16 protein-coding genes are annotated in these 23406 nt (G+C 55.9%); 5 read left to right on the plus strand and 11 right to left on the minus strand.

Going from position 1 to position 23406, the window contains the following annotated elements:
* Window positions 1-87 precede the first annotated feature (87 nt).
* Window positions 88-1254, plus strand: a complete 1167-nt coding sequence (locus tag KVG95_RS28370) for a reverse transcriptase family protein (protein WP_217858800.1) — start codon at window positions 88-90, stop codon at window positions 1252-1254.
* 600 nt (window positions 1255-1854) lie between these two features.
* Here the strand turns inward: KVG95_RS28370 and KVG95_RS28375 are convergent.
* The 7 genes from KVG95_RS28375 to KVG95_RS28405 all read right to left on the minus strand — a co-directional run bounded on the left by KVG95_RS28375 (window position 1855) and on the right by KVG95_RS28405 (window position 10689).
* Window positions 1855-2718 carry a hypothetical protein gene (locus KVG95_RS28375; RefSeq protein ID WP_217858801.1) on the minus strand — a complete coding sequence of 288 codons (864 nt, stop codon included), beginning with the start codon at window positions 2716-2718 and terminating at the stop codon, window positions 1855-1857.
* 15 nt (window positions 2719-2733) lie between these two features.
* Window positions 2734-3627 (minus strand): LOTUS domain-containing protein, encoded by an 894-nt coding sequence (locus tag KVG95_RS28380; RefSeq protein WP_217858802.1) that lies wholly within the window; start codon window positions 3625-3627, stop codon window positions 2734-2736.
* A gap of 515 nt (window positions 3628-4142) precedes the next feature.
* Window positions 4143-6491: a hypothetical protein gene (locus KVG95_RS28385; RefSeq protein ID WP_217858803.1), complete on the minus strand. Its 2349-nt coding sequence runs from the start codon at window positions 6489-6491 to the stop codon at window positions 4143-4145.
* Window positions 6492-7030: 539 nt separating this feature from the next.
* Entirely contained in the window at window positions 7031-8848 is a 1818-nt protein-coding gene (locus KVG95_RS28390; RefSeq protein WP_217858804.1) for an ATP-binding protein, read from the minus strand.
* Window positions 8848-9282 carry an ABC-three component system middle component 2 gene (locus KVG95_RS28395; RefSeq protein ID WP_217858805.1) on the minus strand — a complete coding sequence of 145 codons (435 nt, stop codon included), beginning with the start codon at window positions 9280-9282 and terminating at the stop codon, window positions 8848-8850. Before KVG95_RS28395 ends, KVG95_RS28390 begins: the two co-directional genes overlap by 1 nt.
* On the minus strand, window positions 9283-10353 hold the full coding sequence (locus KVG95_RS28400) for an ABC-three component system protein (protein WP_217858806.1): 1071 nt from the start codon (window positions 10351-10353) through the stop codon (window positions 9283-9285). It abuts the gene before it with no gap.
* A 54-nt stretch (window positions 10354-10407) separates the two neighbouring features.
* Entirely contained in the window at window positions 10408-10689 is a 282-nt protein-coding gene (locus KVG95_RS28405; RefSeq protein WP_054613947.1) for a hypothetical protein, read from the minus strand.
* A 611-nt stretch (window positions 10690-11300) separates the two neighbouring features.
* On the opposite strand from KVG95_RS28405, the gene KVG95_RS28410 reads away from it, so the two are divergent.
* Genes KVG95_RS28410 through KVG95_RS28420 form a run of 3 tightly spaced genes read left to right on the plus strand, consistent with a single transcriptional unit; the run spans window position 11301 to window position 18560 of the window.
* Window positions 11301-11912, plus strand: coding sequence for a response regulator (locus KVG95_RS28410; RefSeq protein ID WP_367616800.1), 612 nt, complete (start codon window positions 11301-11303; stop codon window positions 11910-11912).
* A gap of 8 nt (window positions 11913-11920) precedes the next feature.
* Window positions 11921-15565, plus strand: coding sequence for a transporter substrate-binding domain-containing protein (locus KVG95_RS28415; RefSeq protein WP_217858808.1), 3645 nt, complete (start codon window positions 11921-11923; stop codon window positions 15563-15565).
* Between the two features lie 49 nt (window positions 15566-15614).
* Window positions 15615-18560, plus strand: a complete 2946-nt coding sequence (locus KVG95_RS28420) for an HD domain-containing phosphohydrolase (RefSeq protein WP_217858809.1) — start codon at window positions 15615-15617, stop codon at window positions 18558-18560.
* Here KVG95_RS28420 and KVG95_RS28425 read toward each other — a convergent pair whose 3' ends face one another.
* Window positions 18561-19043 (minus strand): GAF domain-containing protein, encoded by a 483-nt coding sequence (locus KVG95_RS28425; RefSeq protein WP_007940023.1) that lies wholly within the window; start codon window positions 19041-19043, stop codon window positions 18561-18563.
* The gene (locus tag KVG95_RS28430) at window positions 19040-19930 is read right to left on the minus strand and encodes an ATP-binding protein (protein ID WP_052963990.1); all 891 of its coding nucleotides are present in this window, start codon (window positions 19928-19930) and stop codon (window positions 19040-19042) included. Before KVG95_RS28430 ends, KVG95_RS28425 begins: the two co-directional genes overlap by 4 nt.
* Window positions 19931-20084: 154 nt before the next feature.
* On the opposite strand from KVG95_RS28430, the gene KVG95_RS28435 reads away from it, so the two are divergent.
* Complete coding sequence (locus KVG95_RS28435) at window positions 20085-22406, plus strand: hybrid sensor histidine kinase/response regulator (RefSeq protein WP_217858810.1); 2322 nt, start codon at window positions 20085-20087, stop codon at window positions 22404-22406.
* Here the strand turns inward: KVG95_RS28435 and KVG95_RS28440 are convergent.
* Window positions 22390-22851 (minus strand): MarR family winged helix-turn-helix transcriptional regulator, encoded by a 462-nt coding sequence (locus tag KVG95_RS28440; protein ID WP_038982224.1) that lies wholly within the window; start codon window positions 22849-22851, stop codon window positions 22390-22392. The genes KVG95_RS28435 and KVG95_RS28440 overlap by 17 nt on opposite strands.
* Window positions 22848-23333, minus strand: a complete 486-nt coding sequence (locus tag KVG95_RS28445; protein ID WP_217858811.1) for a glutathione peroxidase — start codon at window positions 23331-23333, stop codon at window positions 22848-22850. Before KVG95_RS28445 ends, KVG95_RS28440 begins: the two co-directional genes overlap by 4 nt.
* Window positions 23334-23406: the final 73 nt, after the last annotated feature.

Genomic DNA, 23406 nt, shown 5'->3' on the forward strand with positions numbered 1-23406 from the left:
TACTGGAGGGCGGCAGCCTTCATGGTGTTCGCTATCGAAGTCTGGCGCCAGAAGGCTTCCATCCGCCAGGGCGGAATCTAAAGGTAGATGAATCGCTGGAGCTCTCAGCCCTATTTGAAAGCAGGCCGTAAATCAGGCGTGCCTGAGGACATTCTGAAAAATGCCGTGAAGACGGCAAATCAGATGAAACATGGCTGCCCGCCTCTCCTCACCCTGAACCACCTCTCCCATCTGACAGGCGTTCCCTACCCTTTTTTACATCGAACGATCAGCCGCACTTACAAGACAGAAGCGTACAACGTCTTCAAGCTTAGGAAGCCGAATGCGGGACACAGCCTGGATCGGTTCCGGTGGATATGCGCACCCAGTGAGGACTTACTCCGTATACAGAGGTGGATCAACGTTCACATCCTCTCCAAGGTCGAGCCTCACGAAGCAAGCTACGCCTATGACAACCGCCATGGGGTACTAGAGGCAGCGGCACTTCATTGCAGGGCTGAGTGGCTGATCAAGCTCGATCTCACTAATTTTTTCGAGTCGATCTTGGAGCCACGGGTCTACGAGCTCTTCAGATCATTCGGATACCAACCGCTGGTGGCATTCGAGCTTTCCAGGCTCTGTACCCGCATCCGAGCCAGCGGCAACCCAGATCGCAGATTTGGCAACAAAACACTTCCCGCCGGGCTCCCATACCATGCTGACGCCCGCATTGGCCATCTACCACAAGGTGCTGCCACCTCGCCTAGAATCGCGAATTTGGTCATGCAGTCGCTGGATGAGAATCTGCAGGCTTACGCGACGGAAAATGAACTGGTGTACTCGCGGTACGCTGACGACCTAGTGTTTTCTTCCAGAAACGCGTTTGACCGTTCAGAGGCAATCCAGCACATCCAGTCGATCAACGAGTGCCTCGTCGAGGAAGGGTTCTGGCTGAACAAGGCTAAAACGAGGATCACCCCCCCAGGTGCCCGCAAGGTTGTGCTGGGGCTGTTGGTAGATGGCGAGAAGCCCCGACTGCCGAAAATCTACAAAAAGTATGTCAGCGATCACCTCTACTACTTGGCCCACCCTGAGATTGACGCGATGACTCATGCCAAACATCGTGGATTTCAATCGCTTCAGGGGCTGATCAACCATGTCAGCGGGAAAATAGCCTACGGATTCAGCATCGAGCCAGATTGGGCCAAGAAGCAAGGCGCCCAGCTCAAAGCGGTTTGTAAGACGATAGAAGTTGACCACGTCGTCTTCCCATAGCCTCGCCCACCTGGTCATTGTTCCCAGCGCCGATACCATCTCCTCAGCCATTGCCTACTCGGGAGATGATCGGCTCTGAACCATCCACCGGGGCAATTTAGTCAAAGCCCCAGATAGGCCGCGAACTGCAGATCTAATGCTCGTGGCAGCCTGTCATTGAACATTCGAGCGAACAAGGCCACGGTCATCGCGTCAGAGAGCGGCTGCCCATCGTGTGAGGCACCGATGAAACAATCTGGTCGTTATCGGATCTGTCCGTCGCCAGACTGCAATGGCTGGGTCGCCATCTACCCCCGTTCGGGTGGCGACATGATCTATCGCGACAGAGGCAAACTCTGGGGATACTCGCATTTCAAGGGTGAGGAGCAAGGATCACGCAGGCACAGGGAGAAATTTATCGAGGCCCCGCCGCGCAAGCCAGGCATTTGAGTCATTTGTCGATCTGAACAGTGCTCGTCGGAGCGGGCACGAATCCTCGCTCGAATGTGGTAGCTCCGGCTCTGGCATTGCAACGGCGAAGCCTTATGCCCAAGGCTGACAGCTCACGGGGGGTTCGGTCTGGACTCTAAATCGGAGTCAGCCGCACCGGTAAGTTCAGCCTCAGGCGGGCGCTATCGCCAGGTCGATCTTGCGGGTGATGTTGGTGTCTGGGTGCGGGCCAACATAGAGAAGGAAAATCCAGAGCAATTGCTCGTGAGTGAGCATCTGAAAATAGATCCTGGCTGCCGCTTGCGGCGATGTGCGATCACCACTCTTCAGATGAATATGGTGCACCTCATCCCGGATGACCTTGCTGTTCACGCTGATTTCAAGCTTGGTCTGGATCCCGCCGGTCTTGGCGAAGTGGAGGTTTCGGGTTTTGAAGAACTCATCTAGCCCTACACCGCATCCGTTGCCTGCCACTAATTCGACGAAGGCTTCCATCGCCGTAGTGACAAACCCGTGGCGGTAATCCGGGAGTTCATCGCAAAGCGCTATGGCATCACCAATCAGGACAAGTCGCGGGCTAGATGCAACTGCCTTTGAGACGTGCTGCGAGAGCGGAGGTTCTGGGGCTACCTCGTCTACCAGCGCGCACATGAGAGCGTCAAACAACGCGTCTAGGAACGGCTCGGTTACTTTAGGGCGGGGACTATGGAGGTAAGGCCAGCCATCGACTTCCATTTCGAAGTCGTACACCCGCGCGCCCATGTCAACCATTGCCTCAAGCTCAGTCTCGATATCACCAGGCATAGGGGCATATGGCAGAACGTAGACCTCAGCGTTCTCGAATCCACCTTCCAGGGGTTCGTAGTACTGCCTCAGCAACGTGACAGCCACCTCAGGCTTCGGCATCAGCTGGAGTCTACCGACTCGATCCAGGTCAGTGATGATCGTGCTCGGAGAGATACCACGACCTTCTAGGGCGCTTTCGATCCTTCTTCGCAACTGCTTCGGCACGCCGATTAGGAAGACTTGTCTCATCACTGCTCACATGCGTCAGAACTTGGATTTGCTCAGCACGCTGTTAAGCAGTACGGGAATGGCAGACTTCAGGATTTCTTCGTCACTCATCAACTCCAACAGGCGAATGGCCTGTTGACGAGGGCTGAGGATGCTGCCTGATGGTGTCGCTGGGCGCTCAACAACAGGCGCACTGGTGGCTGCCGGCTGAATGCTCAGGTTGTCAGGATTGATATTGTGTTCGACTGCCCACGCCTGGATCCTTTCGCTGATCTTGAGCGTGCGCATTTGGCGCCACTGCAGTTCTCGGTCACCTAAAGCTTTGGTGAAGGCCGCGTTCACGTCGCTGCTATACGTCGAATTTACCAGCGCCTGCAGGGGCACGAGCTCGCCAGGTGTAACCGCTGCCAGCTCCAGAAATTCACTCATCCACGCTCGATGTGCATCGACCGGAATTTGAATAATTTCTACGAAGTCTGCTGGTTTGCTGTCAACGAGCAGATGATATTCATGGTCAACGCCCTCCACGAAATGGATGACCCGATTGGTAACCAGGTTGTAAAACCGCTTACGGCTGGTGTCTGGGTTCGTAAACGCTTGCCAGACATCACTGCGCAAGGCTGTGGGTCGGTCAACCTTCGCCCGGCTCTCCCTACTGACAAGTTTCTGACGAGTCGGAGCGACATCACGCTTCAGCGTGACTCGCACGTCGCCGGAGCCCTCAGGCCATTCGAGCTTTACATACTCGCCAAGCGGGCCCTTCAGGAAATCAGCGAATTTACGGCAGCCGTACTTCTTCTCATCAAGACCTGGGTGGCCCTGCGATATGAGTGTGGCATTGAGACGTTGTTTGAGACGAGCACTGAGCTCGCCAGAAGAATTCGAAATCAGCTCGATAATGATTCGAGTGATGAGTTGCAATTCGTCCATAAAAATCCCAGGCTGAAAGCGATACCCCGCCACAGAGTGTGGCGGGTATCTTAGTGTCTATCATATGCTCTGGGTTCCAAACTGTTGGCAACGTCGTCTGAAGGGTAGAACTCCATACCAATCAGCGCTTGGGCGTTGCTACAGCCCTTGAGAAGCGATCCCGTCGCTCCATGAATGGAGCTATCGATCTCGTAGTAGCCCTTCCTGAAAATCATGATGATCAGGAAGCCGTACGAGAATGTTACACGCACCACATGTTGTGAGTCAATGTCACAGCTTGTACTACATGTGCGGCCCAAATGCCCTGTGGGAGCCCCACGACCAGGTGGCGACTGGAAGTCCGTCGGCAGGTACTTGAGAAAACTCTAGCATTTGAATGTCCGGCGCAGCGCTTACCCTGCCAGGACATCCACCCAACGGGCCTGCTCCACAGCAATCTGACGCGCCTGGGGAGTGATCGCACCACCTAGTTGTTTTGCTTCAGGGCTCTCCCCGGCCAACCTCTCAGGCTTTAGTCACTTGCTTTTGACGGCGGGCTGGGAAAAGACCTTTGTCATCCCCACCAGAGAGTCGACCAGCAACTCAAGCATTTGGCGCCCTTGTACCACTGGATCGGACTGCTGATCGACACCTACAAGATCAAACGCTTCGGCAAATCCTGAGGACGGTAAATGTGCGTCGGCTTGCCTCAGCTGATTGATTCCCACCAACACCTTAGTCAGCGCCCTCGCTTCATCCAAGGTCGCTCCTCGCTTCATCAAGCCAGCTTCCAAATGCTTTATAGACCCTGAATTCGTTTTTCCAGATTGGGCCCCCATCGCGGTCAACGCATCCCCATCAAGAGATTCAACCGTCAGCCTCGCTAGATCTTTAGCAAGCTCAAGTACCCCAGTCTTCTCCAAGGCCCGGAACCGGTGTACACGTTTAAAAATGTCATCAGTCGCGTGGTGTGGGGAGAAAAGCGGCTTTCCACTGGCTTTCTCAAACGTGGCATTGACCTCGTCATAAGCAGGGCGCAACTGCGCCTCAGGCGCTTTCGTGTCGGCAGGGGAAGCCTTGGCCTGTGACGCTAACAGCTCCTCTGAAACGCCACCGTCGGGAACCACATTTGCACCGGCCCAGACACGCTGCTGCCATGGTGGAAGCTGCCCAATGTCCTTGGCATACACATTGATAAAGCCTAGGGCGTTCAGACCGAAATGGACGCTATCCCCGCTTGAGATCCCAATGGCGCCGGTGTCCCGGGTGTACCACCGCAAGAAGGAGCCCCGGTAGCTGCCTAAAAGAGCTGTAACGCTCGGGCGGAACCACAGCCAACCACCTGTGGATGCGAGCTCATCCCCGCTGACACGCTCGCCAGAGCCATTAATAGCGAAGTCCACCTTGGTCAGCGGCGCTTCGCCCTTTACCCTTTCGCTCACACGCCCGGGCTCAACAACCTCTGCCATCCAAAGCGAACCACTCAGGGAATGGAGCTTTCTCCCCTCGTGCTGGATTGACCAGGATTTGGACACAACAGAGTCGTCGTCGGGTAAACCGATCTTCGGCACGTCGTCGTCAGCATCGACATCTGTACGCGAGACATGGAAGACACCTGTTGAGGAGCCATACGGCTTGCCGCCTTCATGAATTTCAGAATTGATCCCTTCCCACTCCCTTCCATCCTTTTCCTCCTGGACGAATCCCGAAGCCCAGTCGATATGGGACGCATCCGACACAGTCTGAGTGCGACTTCGGAAGCTGGCGAGCAGTAGGTACATGCCCCGGGCCTTCAAGTAATCACGGAGGTGCTCAGTGCGAGCCTCCAGGAGCACAGGCTTACCCTGCTCATCACGCTTGAGCCTCACGACCTCCAAGAAACCCTCGACTGGTCGCAACCAGACGTCGCCTTCGCGCTGAAGGCCCAGCGAGATCACGAAATCCTGATGCAGGTGCCACTCATTCGGCGCCGCACCATCGAAGTTCTGCTCAATAACCAATCCAGTGCCTACTGCATCAGAGTGATGACTGGCCCAGTCACCCGCCCAATAGTAGGTTTTGACGAAGGTAGGCTCCGTTGGAGCCACTGGTTCGAGAGGAGCTGCAGATTTGGCTGGGCGAGTGCTTAGGGACAAGTTCAGGTCTGTGAATGGCACACGGAAGCTTGCGACCGATTTCCCCTGCTCAGTGGGAGTTGGACTCGGACTTTGTGACGTGTCGTGGGCATTCTCTTTCGGCCATACACGATGCGATTCTTCACCGCCGGCAAAGGTGTTTCCACCAATGTCGCCCCAACCCAGTTTGGATATTTCGTCGCGATGCTGGAGGTCGAACATGACCGAGCCAACGCCAAAGTACTCTTCAAGATAGCCTTCATAGCCGTAGTCCCCCTCTGACGTCAGAGTATGGCCAGCACGCAGCGGAATCCAGACCTTGTCAGAAATCGAAGCCTTCCGAATCTTGGTCATTTCAAACCAAGCTTGCGACTTGCAGATAGCCGTCTTTGGAATCACCGACATCGCAGCTCCAACGCCCCCTTTTAAAACAATGACGGCCACCAAGTGGCTTGCATGGTTGGTCTCAGCAAGATGTTCACGCAACGCTTCGCGCATCCCCGCGTGCGGGATCGTCTGGTCAATCGCTTCGGCAGGGAAAAAGGTACCGGGGCTCTCGAAGCCGTTTTTTTCAAAACGCCACAGGACAAAGCTCGGGCCTTGCGCGACAACGGCCTCCGTGCGACTAAGATCGCTCCAGGCACCGCGCCAGTGCTCTGCAATCGCTTGAGCCTGCTCATTCGCATCCGCAGGCGGTACGTTTACAACTGGCTCGCGGCCACTGGCGTCCGTGCCCATCTCGGCGACCCCCAATTCGTAATCCTTGCCCATCTGCCCCTCGTGTCTGGTGCCTGCTAGTCAAAAAGCAATTTAACCACGAGCTGTGAGGCTTGTTGTAAAGGCATTCTTGATTCCAGACGCCGTGACAGTAGCATCAGGTGACGAACATAAAGGGGCATCTGGCGGGACGCGACATCCCATCGCCCCCGCCACCCGCCGCGCGTGCACGGCATCTCAGTATCCCTATAAGCCCAGCGAAACGGTAGCTCCCTCGCTGCCACTTTCGCGGCGCCGCGTGTGCATTAGAACCGGTGATCGCTCACTGCTTTATCGTTAATCATTGTTGACGACGCCACGACTCGGGGCTCGCCACACTCCAGCCAGGGTTTACAGTTCGATCTCATCGGACTCGATTTGCGTTCAAATTGACGGCCATCAATCGCACCGAGCCAGACCGTACGACCGAACACTTTTGAGCTTTGCCCGATATCGTTGTTCAATCTGCCAGAAGCTGCGTTACTGCTAACAAAAAATAAAATTAGTCGATCACCACCCACTAGACGAGTGACCGACTACATCACAGCATCGAATCAGTTTTTTAGCGGAAAGAAGCCATATCGACCATTTCCCCTGCTCTTAGTAAAGTGCTCGTAATTCAATTGAGGAATGATAGCCGTGTCAGGCTCTTTATTCTCAAATACGATAACTTGAGAATCTTTGAAGTTATCTGCAATATCCTGATAGAACGCGTATATCATATCCTCAGCTACTTCTTTATCTTCCTCCCCTGGCTCCGGATCCCCTTCCTTGTACGTAGTCAGTGGCGAATCGAGCACGACAAAACCAGGATGACGCCCAGAAAGCTTCAGAAAATTCATCAGCCCCAGCGCGAACGCAGCTGAAGCGATCGCTCGATACCCTTTGCCGAAATTGCCTCTCGCACTCCCACCAATGTTGATGTCTCGTGTTGCGAAATTGAATGTTACCGGGCTGTAATTCGGGAAGCTCCACCGTTTCAAAATCGCTTCAATCTCTTTTACCAGCGGCTGGGCTGTTTCCTCAAAGCTTTCAGGCGTATAGGTGTTTTGCTCTTCAAGCAGCAAAATGCCGAGCCGTTTTAGCTCTCCCTTCAGCCTGACCTTATCGGCTACACGCCGTTCCAGTGCAGATTTGTCTTGCCTAAGGCACGAGGCGAGCTCCTTCAGGTCGCTTACGGCCTGTACCGAATCTTGGATCTCGGATGAGATCAACCTCTCCAGTGCGGCGATGGACGTCTTGGCGGCCTCAGCGCTGAAGGCGTTTCGTTCGATCGCTGCGGTCAAGGATCCCTGGGCTTCCGCGAGCTCGTAAATGTTCTTCGAAATTCGATTCAACTCGAAGGAAACACCTTTTTTGATATCCTCAACGTCCGTCGTGCATGACTCGGAGTCAAAATGGTTGCCGCAGGTTGGACATAGCACAGCGTCTGAACCATCAAGCAGAACTGCCGCCTGCTCAATGCCCTGCAGGCGCTGGCGGTCTGATTCGTACTTCTGGCCAAGCATGTCGAATCGGTCGAGAAGCGCCTTATCTTCTGCGAGTTTGCCTTCAACAGACTCCAGCTCAGAGAGCTGGTTGGCTTTTTGGGTAAACAGGTCTTCACTCGAATGGAACGCACCTTCCAGCTCATTTTCAGCCACCCCCAGTCGGAGCGCGACCTGGGCGGTAAACGAGTTGAGCTTCTGGAGCTCAAGGGCCTCAGCGGCGTCATCATCCGGATAGAATTGCCTGATGATGTCTTCGACCGCAGCAACTCGATGTCTCAACGCCCCCTTTGACGCCAGCTCCTTCTTAGCCTGTTTAACCCCGGCGTCGTCTTTTCCGGTGAGCAGCAGCTTCAGGATAGAATTTTCTTTAGTGGCTCCATCATTTTGGCCTGTACCCAATGGAGAGTAATCAGCAACAATTCGCGTTTCATCCATCAAAAAAACTTTTTCGAAATCGCGAAGAGAGAAAGAGGCATTGTTTAACGAAGTAGTGCCTTTCAGCAGAAGTTTTCCATTGAGTCCCAACCTGTCCAAAATTTGGTTGGAAATAGAATTCATTTTCGTAGGGTTGTGTTTTACACCCAGAACTTGAACCTCCCCACTCTCATCATAAAAGGTAGGCTTTGAACTTGCAGAAAGCCCCCTCTCAATAGTAAAAGAGGTCTCATCATCATTTATAAATTTAACCCTGACCGTGGTGTAGCCCAAAGACTCATCTATAGTCTTTGGGGGCGTATTTGAACCCAAGGCAAATTTGATGCACTGAACAATGTAGGATTTGCCCGTATTAGAACCACCCTGAACAACATTAGCACCCTTCGTAAAATACACGGAAGCGTCCCTCCGATCAGGGCCACTCACAACCACACTTTCAATATACATCAGACCACCCTGTCAATTTTATAAATACTGCGACGCTCAGCAGCGAGGTAACCAATATTATTCTCGACCCACAAAACACGCTGCTTGAAATCTGCGTGATATTCAGTGGTCAACTTGGTGGCAAATGCCCTACCGGCGTCAGTGCTTGAATAGCGAACACCATGCTCGTCAACCCGAGAAGTCATCAATCCCTTAGCAATAAATAGCTTAATCGCGCCTGGAAATATTTCTCGCCTACGAACCAGCTCGGCAAGTCGATTCAGTAAGACAGGGTGGAGACTTGGCTCCCCTTCAAAGTCACTGCTATAAATCGACGCATAGTCAAAGAAGATTAGCTCATCCAGGTCAAGCTCCCGGGACAAGCCCGCGAGCAACAAAACGATGCGCGCACCAATCTCCACAGGGCTATTGTACAAGTCCTTTGAATTTATCATCTATTTCTTGATCCATTTAAACTTGAGGTCGTTCACCAACTGGTGGCATAGCCCCTTTCGATCAGAGGTCTGCAAGAAATGACGCAGAGGATGGGCGTCATATTGAATCTTCACGCAGTGAGTGCTGACTTCGAGAAACCGTTGATACCCATCATCGAACTTTTTACGTACTACACTGTGAACACCTTCGTGACACTCGACCTTGAGGCTTTCATAGCACCCTGTTGGAAACGCATCTCGGGAAAACATCTCCAGCGACTCAGCGCTGAAGAAGTTAATCCTCGCTCGCTCCAAGTCATCCTTGTAATCAGTGTCCATAACGCTATCAAGTGTATACTCTGCCCCATCGGCATCGGAGAAAGCGTGCAGGAGAGCTTCAATGTAGACTTTCTCGTTATCTCCAACAACATCAGGTACGGATTTCTGAACCTGTGGTCGCTTTAGATGGTAGCTCCCGAAACGCGTTGAGTGATACGGTGTCAGCGCATGCTTAGCAATCAACTCCTGGGAAGACATCTCATCAACAAAAGAAAAGTCGATGGTGTTGAGATAGTCCAACAGAGCACCCTCAAGAAGAATGGACTCTGTCTTCGTGATCTTATCCTTACAGACCTTATCCCAGCGCTTGATGATCTCGACCTTGATGCGAGACTTGTTGACCAGCATATCAATGCAATCAGAACTACACCCTTTCGGCGAAACAAAGCGATAATCACGCGGCAGGGTGTAGTCTTCCCTCCACGTGTAGTAAACCAGCTTACCCAGTTCCGCGACTACGTTTGCAACGCTCAACTTATCTTTGTAGTGCTTGCATTGATAATTGTCCCACCCCGTTGCAAACTTGGCGATAACATCACGCCCTTTGTCTCCCGCACCAGCACAGCGGGTTACGGTCTCGTAGCCGTTGCCCAGGTAAGAAACGAACTCCAGCGTAAAGACCTCCCAAGTGTCTGCTGACATGATCTGCAGACGATCCAGAGGGTGGACTGGCTCACCTTTTTCTATATCCAGTGCCGTGAGCTCAAATTCCGGGGCTGGAGGGAGCTTGATGGTGTTCTCACCAAAAAACATTAGCTATACCTCTCCGACCAGGTGCGCCACTCACAAAATAATAGTTAAAGGAAGTCATAATCCGAGATCGCGCTCCAACTGAAGAGCCTTGATATGATTTGGCATATCACCAATAATTTTATTTGGGTTCTTCCGCAAGGCACCCGTGAGTTTCTTCAGGAAACGCTGATTCAACTCCATGTTCCCTGACAGTTCACCAATGATAATATCGGGGTAAACGTCAGCTTCTTCCAACCCCATTGTCAACGCCGCGCGGGCTGCGCCAATTGGTTTGTCCATCGCATATTCGATTAGATCAGCTGGGTGAAAAGCGTATTCCTGTTCCTGCTCACTCATGCATGAATCCCTTAGTTATTGAAATGTTGTTCTTCTGATTATGTTCGGCTGGGCGACTCATCGGGGGCGTTGGTCAGATGTTCGTCAAATCTCAGGCACCACGAAGGCTCCCGAGTAAATGCTCCGGATATAATCGCTGTCTGTCTGCGTTCCTGTAGCGTAGCTGATCCATGCCGAGCTCCTACCCCTCCTCACTCGCTAGGCGAGGGTTACTGGGCATCCGGGTGTCCTAGGGTAATGGCACAATACTATCGTCATTGCGCTGCATTGTGAAACCCGCTGCCCCATCTCCGTCGCGATCTTTAGGGATCGTGAGGGACTCGTAAGCCAAGCCAAATCTCCCCTGTATCGACACCTCTAAGAGGCTTGAACTGGCGAGATCGACTATGCATCGATATGGCCCGGTTTAGGGAGTCAAAAGCAAACCGGCAAAATCCTGAGGCTTCCGGGGTATGCCATAGATAGTGATGTGTCAGTAACATCAAGCTTAGAGCACTCCCTATCGAAAGCAGAGCTCAAGCTCGTTAATGCAGGAGCAGGAGCAGGAGCAGGAGCAGGTCAAAGCCTAAGGACTTTGACACCAATGAGACGTTTGTCCACAAAACGTTTTTATTGTCGACGATCACCCTGTCATCCGCCTCGCCGTTCGAATGCTGCTGGAACATGAAGGTTACAAAGTCGTCGGCGAAACTGACAATGGGGTCGATGCAATGCAGATGGTTCGCGAATGCATGCCTGACCTGATCATCCTCGACATCAGCATTCCCAAACTGGATGGGCTGGAAGTTCTTTCCCGTTTCAACGCCATGAGCACCCCCCTCAAAACACTGGTATTAACTGCACAGTGCCCGACACTTTTCGGTATTCGCTGCATGCAGTCCGGCGCATCGGGCTATGTATGCAAACAGGAAGACCTCAGTGAACTGATGAGTGCGATCAAAGCGGTCTTATCAGGTTACAACTACTTCCCCAGTCAAGCCTTGAACCCTGTTCGTCGTGACGACGAGCGCTGGGCCGACCTGGAATTATTTAAATCCGTTAATGATCGAGAGCTGATGGTATTACAGCTTTTCGCTCAGGGCCGTACCAATAAAGAAATTGCCAAGGGTATGTTTCTCAGCAACAAGACGGTCAGTACTTATAAAAAACGACTCATGCAAAAACTCAAGGCCAAATCCCTGGTTGAACTCATCGATATGGCAAAACGTAACGCGTTAGTGTGAGAAACAGGATGCCCAGTCGTTTCAAGGATTATCTAATGCTCATGGCCGCGGGTTTATGCCTGAGCACCTCAGTACTCGCGGCACAGACGACCAGTGAGCACTACACCCTGCTCAGTCGCTCGGCGGCCGGGCACATGGAAGTCCAACTGGATACCTCACAACGGCAATGGGTTAAAGACAAACGTGAGTTGATCCTGGGGACATCGGCCCCGGATTATCCTCCTTTCGACCTGACCCTCAGCGGCCATGACTATGAAGGTTTCACCGCCGATTACGCAGGCATCCTTGGCAAGGCCATAGGGTTGCCGGTCAAGGTTCAGCGCTTTGCCTCCCGAGGGGCCGCGATCGAAGCGCTGGAAAAAGGCCAGGTCGACATGCTCGGCACCGCCAATGGGTTCGAGGCAGACAATGCCGACATTGCCCTATCCACGCCTTATGCGGTGGATCAACCCGTACTGGTCACACGAGAAGGAGAAACCAGATCGCTGACCGATGGCCTTGCCGGCATGCGGCTCAGCATGGTGTATCACTATCTGCCTCTGGACGAAGTCAGGGCGCTGTATCCGAACGCAATCATCACCTCTTACCCGTCCTACCAGAATGCAATCAATGCGGTTGCCTTCGACCAGGCCGACGTTTTTCTTGGCGACACCATTTCAACCCACTACATGATCAACAAGGGGTATCTGAACAACATCCGCATGGCCAACTTCGGTAAACACGAAGCCCATGGTTTCAGCTTTGCCGTGCAGAAGGACAACCCGAATCTGCTCGCGATCATCAACGCGGTACTCAAGACCATCCCCACCAGCGAGCGGGAAAACATCGCCAAACGCTGGAGTGCCGGCAGCGACATTCTTCTCACCGATCACAAACTGCAACTCAGCCACCGCGAAGAACGCTGGCTGGCACAACATCCGGTCGTGCGCGTCGTGGTCAATGAAGCGTTTGCGCCGCTGACGTTTTTCGACAGCGACGGCAACTTTCGAGGTGTTACGGCTGATCTGCTCGAGCTGATCAGGTTGCGCACCGGTTTGCGTTTCGAAATCCGGCGCAGCCGAAGCGATGATGAGATGATTGAGCAGATCGCTAACCATCAGGCCGACCTGATCGCAGCCCTACTCCCCAGCGTCCAACGTGAAACGACGTTGAACTTCAGCCGCCCCTATCTGGAAAACTCCTTTGTGCTGCTGACGCGCAAAGCGGCCGACAGCCCGACAAACCTCACGCAATTACAGGACAAACGCCTGGCCATCGCCCAAGGCAATCCGCTGGTGGAATACCTGCGCAGCGAGTTTCCGCGGATCAATCTGGTTGAAACCCCGGACACGTTCAGCGCCGTGGAGTTGCTCGCCGAGGGCCAGGCAGAAGGTGCGGTGAACTCACTGGTAATTGCCAACTACTTCATCTCATCGCGGATCTTCGAACAGACACTCCAGATCAGCACAACCATCGGTACCCGACAGGCAGCATTTTCCCTGGCAACCGGGCGCGACGCCAAGGAACTGAACGCCATCCTCGACAAGGCACTGCTGAGCATCGCACCGGAAGAGCTGGGCATCATCAACAACCGCTGGCGTGGCTATTCAGCAGCCTCGCAAAATACCTGGCGCAACTATCACCGAGTGTTCTATCAGATCGTTATAGGCGCTGGCGTGTTGCTGCTGATATCCATTGCCTGGAACGCCTATATGAGGCGCCAGATAAAACAGCGGCAAGCGGCCGAGCGCGCCTTGAGCGATCAACTGGAATTCATGCGATCGCTGGTCAATGGCACGCCTCATCCCATCTATGTGCGTGATCGCCAGGGATTGCTGCAAAGCTGCAATGACAGTTACCTGGAAACCTTCTGCGCGAAACGCGAAGACATCATCGGTAAAGGCGTCATACAGGGCAGCCTCGGCAACGCCTTCGAAGCACGGGAATATCAGGCGGACTACCAACGCGTCATGGCCGAGGGGACGCCGCTGATTCTCGACCGTCCGTTGCACATCGATGGCCGCACGCTGACGATCTATCACTGGATTCTTCCCTATCGCGACTCAAGCGGTGACGTGCAAGGCATCATTGGCGGCTGGATCGACATCAGCGAACGGCGGCAACTGTTCGATGAACTGCGGGCCGCGAAAGAGCAAGCCGATGCTGCCAACCGAGCTAAAAGCACCTTTCTGGCGACCATGAGCCATGAGATCCGCACGCCCATGAATGCAATCATCGGCATGCTCGAACTGACGCTCAAACGTATCGATCACAGTCATCCGGATCGACCCGCCATCGACGTCGCGTACCACTCGGCGAAAGACCTGCTGGAGCTGATCGGGGACATTCTCGATATTGCGCGCATCGAATCCGGGCGTTTGAGCCTGAGCCCGGAACGCGTCAACCTGGCTGAAACCGTAGCTTCGGTGGTGCGGATTTTCGACGGGTTGGCCCGGCAAAAAAATCTCGGACTGCAACTGGAGTTCAGCCCTGCCAAACCGGCGACCGATGTCCTGTTGGACCCGATGCGCTTCAAGCAGGTGCTGTCCAACCTGGTCAGCAATGCCATCAAGTTTACGCAACAGGGCCAAGTCAGGATCAGCGTCGAGTTGCAGCCGACCGACGAGCCCGACCGGGTCCAGTTGCAGTTGCGCGTTGAAGACAGTGGCGCAGGGATCAGCGAGGAGGATCAACAGCGGTTGTTCGAACCTTTCGTCCAGGCCGATAACTCCGGCCAGTCAGCCAGAGGCGGTGCGGGGCTGGGTCTGGTGATCAGTCGCAATCTGTGCGAAATGATGGGCGGCAGCCTGCAGTTGAACAGTCAGCCGGGAGTCGGTACACAGGTCTGGGTTTCGCTGAACCTGGCAACCCTGCCGACGGAACGGATGCCGGAACCTGTCGGGCCGAAAATTCACTTGAGCACTGCCCCCCTGGACGTGCTGGTGGTCGATGATCATCCGGCCAATCGCTTGCTCATGTGCCAGCAGCTGGAGTTTCTCGGGCATCGGTTCAACGTCGCAGCAGACGGCGAGGCGGGGTTCGAGGCATGGAAGAATCAGCCATTCGATCTGGTGATTGCCGATTGCAACATGCCGATCATGAATGGATATGAGCTGGTCCGTGCCATTCGCCAACATGAACAGCACCTGCAACGCCCTCCCTGTACCGTTTTGGGTTTCACCGCCAACGCACAGCCGGAGGAAAGACAACGTTGCAAACTGGCCGGGATGGACGATTGCCTGTTCAAACCCCTCAGCCTGACGGCCTTGAGCCAATGGGTCGAAGGCATCACACCGACGGTCCGCGAACCGGCCTTCAGTCTGGAGGGGCTGCACCTGTTGACCGGTGGCAACCCGACACTAAACCAGCGATTGTTGACCGAACTGCTAAACAGCAACCGCCTGGACCGCAAAGCGATGCTGGCCTTATCCGAGTCAAAGGACCGACAGTCACTCCTCGACATCGCCCACAAAATCAAGGGCGCGGCCCGAATCGTCCAGGCCTCCCGACTGATCGACAGCTGCGAGGCGCTCGAACAGGCCTGCAATAACAGGTTCCATCCCGATGAAGTGGCCGATTGCAGCAAGTCTATGGAGCGCGCCATGCTCGAACTGGAGCAATCATTGCAACAACAGATGGCAAGCCATGACAAAAGCAAAATGAAGGAGCATTAACTATGCTTGGGGGCTGAGCAGTGTGTTAATCATCATGGAGAAAGCTGCAATGCCCAGCCCACTGCGCCCGGATCAACGCCGGTTTCCTCTGCATATCCATATCAGCGTGATGTTCACCTTCCTGTTGTTACTGACCGGGGTGGTTCTGGGTATTTTCAACTATCGGCAAACCACCCAGATTATTCTTTCCAGCAGCGAAAAACTCTTCAACCGTATCGAGCAGGATGTCCGCCTGGACCTGCACCGCACCTATCAGCCGATTCGTCATCTGCTTAGCCTGCTGGCGGACAATCCGGCGACCCAGGCGCTCGACCTTGAGCAGCGCCTGGCGTTGCTCAAGCCCTTCAGCCAATCACTCAAGGACAACCCCGATCTGGCCTCGCTGTATCTGGGTTATGGCAATGGCGACTTCTTCATGGTTCGTCCTTTGCGCACCGGCGCCCTGAAAACACAGGTCAAGGCACCGGACACGGCGGCGTATCAGGTATGGAGCATCGAGCACCCAAGCAGCGGTCAGATCCGCTCCCAATCATTGTTTTTCGATCAGAACCTGGCCCTCATCAGCCGTCAGGACAACCCCGACGAAACCTACGATCCCCGTTCCCGCGCCTGGTTCTCCGCCGCCCGCGGTAACCGCGATCAGATCACCACCGAGCCCTACCTTTTTTTCTCCACCCACAACGTCGGTACCACACTGGCCCGGAGCAGTGGCGAGCATGCAGTGATGGGGGCCGACCTCACGCTGGCCGAACTGTCGGCAACCCTGGCCGAACATTTGGTGACCCCCAGTACCGAAATTGTGCTGTTCGATGCCGAGGGGAATGCCATCGCCTACCCCGACAGCAGCAAACTGATTGTCGACGAGCAGACGGCCCGGCTGATCAAAGCCGCTGACCTGAGCCCCAATCTCGCAGCTCTGCTGACAAGTTCTCCCGAGGTCAAACGGTTGAACGTCGCGGGTCGTCAATGGATCGTGGCGCGCAGCAGCATCCAGGAGGGTGGCCCGCAGGGACTGCAATTGGCGCTACTGGTGCCGGAGGACGAATTGCTCGTCGATGCCTACCGCATGCGCTGGCAAGGCGCGTTGATTACCCTGGCGACGCTGCTGTTGTGCCTGCCGATGGGTTGGCTGACCTCGAGAATCCTGGTCAAACCCTTGCACGCCCTGGTGCAGGAAGCCGATGCGATTCGTAGTTTCGATTTCAATTTTCCCGCCTCCCGTCGCTCGCCGGTGCTTGAAGTCGACCAACTGAGCGTGTCGATGGCGCGCATGAAAGACACCCTGGCGAGTTTTTTCCAGATCACCGACAGCCTGAGCGCCGAGACCCGTTTCGCCCCGCTGCTGCAACGGGTGTTGTTTGAAACCGTGAAGATCGGCCAGGCCCAGGCCGGTCTGCTCTACCTGCGGGAAAGTGATGACGATCGCGTGGAGCCTCATGCGCTGGTCATCAATGGCAGCTCACAGGCATTGCCGTCATTCGCCATTCAAGGACACACGCCTCAGGATCCGCAGAGCCCTCAATGGATGCAGAAATTGTCGAGCGCCAACAATGTCGTCACCAGCCTGGGTTTCGAAGAGGCAGGGGATTTGCAGAAGGTTTTACTCGCACTGGAGTGCCCACGGGTTCATCTGATCGGTATCCGGCTGCACAATCGTCATAACGAAACCGTCGGGCTGCTGGTCCTGCTGCTGGCCGACAGCGGCACGCAAGACGACCTGGAAAAAATTCGCCCGGACCGCATCGCGTTTCTCCAGGCGGTTTCCGGTGCCGCCGCCGTGAGTATCGAAAGTCAGCGCCTGCAAGCCAAACAGAAACAGCTGCTGGACTCTTTTATTCAACTGCTGGCTGGCGCGATCGATGCCAAGAGTCCCTATACCGGCGGGCATTGCCAGCGGGTACCGGCATTGACGCTGATGCTGGCGCAAGCTGCCGCGGCCAGTCAGGACCCGGCCTTCAGCAGCTATCAGCCCACCGACGATGAATGGGAAGCCCTGCACATCGCTGCCTGGCTGCATGATTGCGGCAAGGTCACCACGCCTGAATACGTGGTCGACAAAGCCACCAAGCTTGAGACCCTGTACGACCGCATCCACGAAATCCGCACCCGTTTCGAAGTGCTCAAGCGTGATGCCTGGATCAACTATTGGCAGGCCATCGCCCTGGGGGGTGACGAGGAGCATCTCGCGCAATTGCGCAATGCGAACCTGGCGGCACTGGATGATGATTTCGCGTTCATCGCCCGCTGCAACCTCGGCAGCGAGGCCATGGCAGATGCCGATCTGCAACGCCTGGCCACCATCGCTCAACGCACCTGGACCCGAACCCTGGATGATCGACTGGGCGTTTCATGGGAAGAGAACCGGCGCCAGGCCCGGACGCCGACGCCGACCCTGCCGGTCAACGAGCCGCTATTGGCGGATAAACCCGAACACCTGCTCGAACGGGCCGACAGCGAACTGATCCCGGACGACAATCCCTGGGGGTTCAAGCTTGACGTGCCGCGCTATAAGTACAACCGGGGCGAGCTCTACAACCTGAGCATCACCCGAGGCACCCTGACCCGCGAAGAGCGTTACATCATCAATCACCACATGGTGCAGACGATTCTGATGCTCAATCACCTGCCCTTCCCCGGCCACCTCAATAACATCGCGGAGATCGCCGGCGGCCACCACGAAAAAATGGACGGCACCGGTTATCCCAAACGGCTGAAGCGCGAAGACATGAGCCTGCCGGCGCGGATGATGGCGATTGCCGATATTTTCGAAGCGTTGACCGCCGCCGATCGCCCTTACAAGAAAGCCAAGTCCTTGAGCGAAGCACTGGGCATCATGGCCACCATGTGCCGTGACGCCCACATTGACGCCGAGTTGTTCGGGCTGTTCATCAATGACGAAGTCTACTTGCAGTACGCCAACCGTTTTCTCGACCCACGACAGATTGATGCGGTCGACCCGTCAAGCCTACTGATCAAGGCCGGTTTGACGGCCTGATCAGCAGTCGGTCAGACGCAGGAAAATCGCCGCCAGTTGTTCGATACCAGCCTGATCGTCAGCGGTAAAACGCGCGAGTTTCGGGCTGTCGAGGTCCAGCACACCGATCAGTCGACCGTCCTTGACCAGCGGCACCACCAACTCGCTGTTCGAGGCACTGTCGCACGCGATGTGCCCGGGGAACGCATGTACATCTTCGACCCGCTGAGTCTGCAAGGTGGCCGCCGCCGCCCCGCACACACCGCGACCGAATGGAATCCGTACACAGGCGATCTGCCCCTGAAACGGGCCAAGTACCAGTTCTTCGTTGCGATTAAGGTAGAAACCGGCCCAGTTCAGGTCATCGAGCTGGTTGAACAGAAACGCCGAAAATTGTGCGGCGTTGGCGATAAAATCACGCTCGTCTGCCAGCAATGATTCCAGCTGTGCCCATAGCATGCCGTAGCCCTCCAGGCCCTGGCCGCTCTTTTGTAAATCGATCATGCCTTGTGCTCCAACAGCTTCAGCCCGACCCAATAGCGGGCAAATTGATACGCGCAACGTCCGTTGCGATTGCCCCGGCCCGTGGCCCAGCGCACAGCGAGGATGTCCAGCTCTTCATCACGCTGCCACTCAAGGCCGGCCTTGTCGGCCAATTGACCGATCCAGTGCTCGACGACGTTGAGGAAATGCTCCTGAGTAAACGGATAGAACGACAGCCACAGGCCAAAACGGTCCGACAGCGCGATCTTGTCTTCCACCGCCTCACTGGGATGGAGTTCGCCATCGACCCTTTTCCAGTTCTCGTTATCGCTTTCCTTCTCCGGCACCAGATGGCGACGGTTGGAGGTGGCGTACAGCAGAACGTTGTCTGGCGCCTGCTCGAGCGAACCATCGAGCACGCTCTTGAGCACGCGGTAATCGCCCTCGCCCGACTCGAACGACAGGTCATCGCAGAACAGCACAAAACGTTGAGGCAACTTGGCGATCTGCTCGACCACGCGCGGCAAGTCCGCCAGGTGATCGCGTTCGATCTCGATCAGCCGCAGGCCGCTCTTGGCGTGTTCCGACAGCAAGGCGCGCACCAGCGACGATTTACCGGTGCCACGCGAGCCCCAGAGCAAAGCGTGGTTGGCTGGCATGCCGTCGAGGAACTGTTGGGTGTTGCGGCCCAGTTGCTCCAGTTGCCGGTCAACGCCGATCAAGTCGGACAAACGCGTGTCCAGGCTGACTTGCAGCGGCAACAGAAAACCGCTGCGCCCCTCGCGCTGCCAGCGTGCGGCCAGGCAGTGCGTCCAGTCGATGGCTTGTCGAGGGGCGGGAAGCAGCGGCTCGATACGGGCCAGAACGGCATCGGCGCGTTCAAGAAAAGCATTCAATCGGGAATCCACGTCTTCTCCTCGGGCACGTTCACGGTAATGATGGCGGTACAACGACGAAACACAGCATCTACACCCCCTACAGGTGTTTTGCGAGAACATCGGTATCCATTGATGATCGACTATGCTTGAGCAGCGAAGGGAAACGGAAGTGGTTCAACATCCCATGGATATCAAGTTCAGCCACCGGCTGTCGTACAAACAAGCCAGGATTACGGTGCTGGCCGGTTTCATTCTGGGCACGCTGCTCAGCCTGCTGCAAATAGGCATCGATTATGCCAGCGAAGACGCCTCCATCAACCGCGAAATACTGTCCTTGCTGGAAATCAGCCATAACCCCGCCTCCCGCATCGCCTACAACATCGATGCCGAACTCGCTCAGGAACTGGCCCTGGGCCTGCTGCGCTCCCCGGCGATCATCGGCGCGCAACTGACCGACAACAACAATACCGTGCTGGCCAGCGTCAAGCGTCCGGGTCTGGAAAACAATGACCGGATGATCAGCGACTTCCTGTTCGGTGCCAACCGGCAGTTTGAAGACCGCCTTTACCTCGATCAATTGCCGGACGAGTCCCTCGGGACCTTGCGCCTGGAAGTCGATACCTACACCTTCGGCAGTCGTTTCCTGCGCCGGGCCGAAGTGACCCTGCTCAACGGCTTCGCGCGCAGCCTGATTCTCACGGGCATTCTGCTGGCGCTGTTTTACGTGATGCTGACCAAACCGCTGGTGCGGGTTATCCGCGAACTCAGTGGCCGTGATCCGCGCAGCGCGGAACCGACGTTGCTGGAGTGTCCGACGGGGCATGAAAACGATGAAATCGGGGTCTTGGTCAAGGTCGCCAATCAGCAGTTCGAAAATATCGCCACCGAAATCCAGCAACGGCGCAACGCCGAAAACCGTCTGACCGACTACCTCTCGCAACTGGAAAACATCGTCTCGGCCCGCACCGCGGAACTCAAGGCGATCAATACCCGCCTCAGCCAATCCAACGAGGAGCTGGAAGTCGCCCGCAGCACTGCCCTGGACATGGCCGAAGCGCGCTCGGTGTTTCTGGCCAACATGAGTCATGAAATCCGTACGCCCCTCAACGGTCTGCTGGGGATGATCGCGCTCTCGCTGGACGGCCCGCTCAATGCCGAGCAGCAGCAACAGCTGTCCATCGCCCATGACTCGGGCAAAGTACTGGTGGAACTGCTCAACGATATTCTCGACCTGTCGAAGTTCGATGCCGGCCAGCTCGAACTCGAACACATTCCATTCGACCTTGGCTCGCTGATCGAAGACACCGCCAATCTGCTGTCCCAGAACGCCGCGCCGAGTGTCGAGTTGGCATGCCTGATCGATCCGCAATTTCCCGCACTGGTGCTCGGTGATCCGACCCGGGTCCGGCAGATCGTCAGCAACTTGTTGTCCAACGCCCTCAAATTCACCCGTTTCGGGCGGGTCGATGTGCGTCTTTCTATGTTCGAAGACGGTGTGCGAATCGAAGTCTGCGACACTGGCATCGGCATCGCCCAGGATGCGCAGGTCAAAATCTTCCAGCCGTTCACCCAGGCCGGTGCCGGCATTACCCGGCAATTCGGCGGGACCGGGTTGGGCCTGGCGCTGACTTATAGCCTCTGCGAAGCCATGCAGGGCCGTCTGACGATCAGCTCGGAAGCGGGCTTCGGCAGCCAGTTCTGCGCCGATCTGCCCCTGCCCTGCCATACCCGGGCCATTTCTCCGGCAGCCTTGCGGGGCAACATCGTCGCGATCACCGCCGCCAGCAGCGGTCTGGCGGAACTGTTGAGCAATCTGCTGCCCGGCTGGGGGCTCGACTATCAGCAGCGTTCCATCGATGACCGGTTAATCGGCCTGGAGCCGGATGTACTGATCACCGACTGCCCCGAATGCCTGTTTGGCCTGCGCCCAACCTTCACCGCGCCGATTCTGCTGGTGACCGCTTACGGCAGTTTTCTGCCCGGAGAGCAAGCCAGCGCCTTGGCGCCTTTGCAGCAGCAGGCGCGGCCTTTGGCGCGCAATGCGCTTTATCAGGCATTGCGGCGGATCTTGCAGCCGGAACTCACCACGATCAACGGTGCCCGGATCGAAGCCATCTCACCCCAGCGACGCGGACGCATCCTGTTGGTGGAAGACAACCCGGTCAATCAGTTGGTGGCCAAGGGAATGCTCGGAAAACTCGGTTGCGAGGTGAGCATCGCGGCCCACGGCGGCGAAGCGCTGGATCAGCTTGAGCAGAGTGAATTCGATCTGGTACTGATGGACTGCAACATGCCAGTGATGGACGGCTATGAAGCCAGCCGGCAGATCCGTCGCAGCGGGCGTTGGCCACAGCTGCCCATCGTCGCCCTGACCGCCAACGCCATGTCCGAAGAACGCGAACGCTGCCGTGCGGCGGGCATGAGTGACTACCTGGCCAAACCTTTCCGCCGGGAAGAACTGGCCGCCCTGCTCGACTTGTGGATACCCACTACGACAGTGCTTTGATTTGCCCCAACAGGTGATCAAGACCATCGCGCAGATCATTCAGGCGATCAAGATCGACGCCGCTATCGCACAACAGCCGGGCCTTGAGCGGCCCGACCTGATCGCGCAAAGCCTTGCCGGCGGGCGACAGGCTCAAGTGCACCTCACGCTCATCGCGCGCCGAACGCTGACGCTGCACCAGCTGCAGTTGCTCAAGCCGTTTGAGCAGCGGCGTCAAGGTCCCGGAATCCAGCGCCAGGCGCTCACCCAAGGCCTTGACCGTCGGCTGCTCCGGCGCCGCCTCCTGCCATTCCCACAGCACCAGCATCGCCAGGTATTGCGGGTAAGTCAGGCCCAACTGATCGAGCATCGGCTTGTAGGCACGGATCACCGCCCGAGAAGCGGCGTACAGCTTGAAACAGAGCTGACTGTCGAGCTTTAGCGAATCAACTGACAACGTGTTCATTTGAGCAGGGCTTCGATCTCGCGGCTCAGGTCCTGCGGTTTGGTCGCCGGAGCAAAGCGCTTGACCATCTGGCCGTCCTTGCCGATCAGGAACTTGGTGAAGTTCCACTTGATGCCTTGGGAACCCAGCAAGCCCGGTGCGCGCCTTTTCAGCTGACCGAACAATGGATGGGCGTCGGAACCATTCACTTCGATCTTCTTGAATAGCGGGAAACTCACTCCGTAATTCAACTCGCAGAACTCGGAAATCGCCCCTTCGTTTCCCGGCTCTTGCTTGCCGAACTGATTGCAGGGAAAGCCGAGCACCACCAGGCCTTGATCCTTGTAGGTCTGCCACAACTCTTCGAGGCCTTTGTACTGCGGGGTGAACCCGCATTTGCTGGCGGTGTTGACCACCAGCACCGCTTTGCCGGCGAAATCGGCCAAGGTCTTTTGCTCGCCCTTGATGGTGGTGCAAGGAATGCTCAGCAGGTTGTCGCTCATGGCACGAACTCCGAGTGGAAGGACAAAGACTAAACATAGCGAGCAATTGAATTGTGTGCAATTTAATAAATCA

Origin of the sequence: Pseudomonas farris (genome assembly GCF_019145235.1) — a bacterium.
Lineage (GTDB): Bacteria > Pseudomonadota > Gammaproteobacteria > Pseudomonadales > Pseudomonadaceae > Aquipseudomonas > Aquipseudomonas farris.

Coding starts and splice junctions, on each gene's coding strand:
- KVG95_RS28370 (WP_217858800.1), top strand. CDS start 88: ATGAATCGCTGGAGCTCTCAGCCCTATTTGAAAGCAGGCCGTAAATCA.
- KVG95_RS28375 (WP_217858801.1), bottom strand. CDS start 2,718: ATGAGACAAGTCTTCCTAATCGGCGTGCCGAAGCAGTTGCGAAGAAGG.
- KVG95_RS28380 (WP_217858802.1), bottom strand. CDS start 3,627: ATGGACGAATTGCAACTCATCACTCGAATCATTATCGAGCTGATTTCG.
- KVG95_RS28385 (WP_217858803.1), bottom strand. CDS start 6,491: ATGGGCAAGGATTACGAATTGGGGGTCGCCGAGATGGGCACGGACGCC.
- KVG95_RS28390 (WP_217858804.1), bottom strand. CDS start 8,848: ATGTATATTGAAAGTGTGGTTGTGAGTGGCCCTGATCGGAGGGACGCT.
- KVG95_RS28395 (WP_217858805.1), bottom strand. CDS start 9,282: ATGATAAATTCAAAGGACTTGTACAATAGCCCTGTGGAGATTGGTGCG.
- KVG95_RS28400 (WP_217858806.1), bottom strand. CDS start 10,353: ATGTTTTTTGGTGAGAACACCATCAAGCTCCCTCCAGCCCCGGAATTT.
- KVG95_RS28405 (WP_054613947.1), bottom strand. CDS start 10,689: ATGAGTGAGCAGGAACAGGAATACGCTTTTCACCCAGCTGATCTAATC.
- KVG95_RS28415 (WP_217858808.1), top strand. CDS start 11,921: ATGCCCAGTCGTTTCAAGGATTATCTAATGCTCATGGCCGCGGGTTTA.
- KVG95_RS28420 (WP_217858809.1), top strand. CDS start 15,615: ATGCCCAGCCCACTGCGCCCGGATCAACGCCGGTTTCCTCTGCATATC.
- KVG95_RS28425 (WP_007940023.1), bottom strand. CDS start 19,043: ATGATCGATTTACAAAAGAGCGGCCAGGGCCTGGAGGGCTACGGCATG.
- KVG95_RS28435 (WP_217858810.1), top strand. CDS start 20,085: ATGGATATCAAGTTCAGCCACCGGCTGTCGTACAAACAAGCCAGGATT.
- KVG95_RS28440 (WP_038982224.1), bottom strand. CDS start 22,851: ATGAACACGTTGTCAGTTGATTCGCTAAAGCTCGACAGTCAGCTCTGT.
- KVG95_RS28445 (WP_217858811.1), bottom strand. CDS start 23,333: ATGAGCGACAACCTGCTGAGCATTCCTTGCACCACCATCAAGGGCGAG.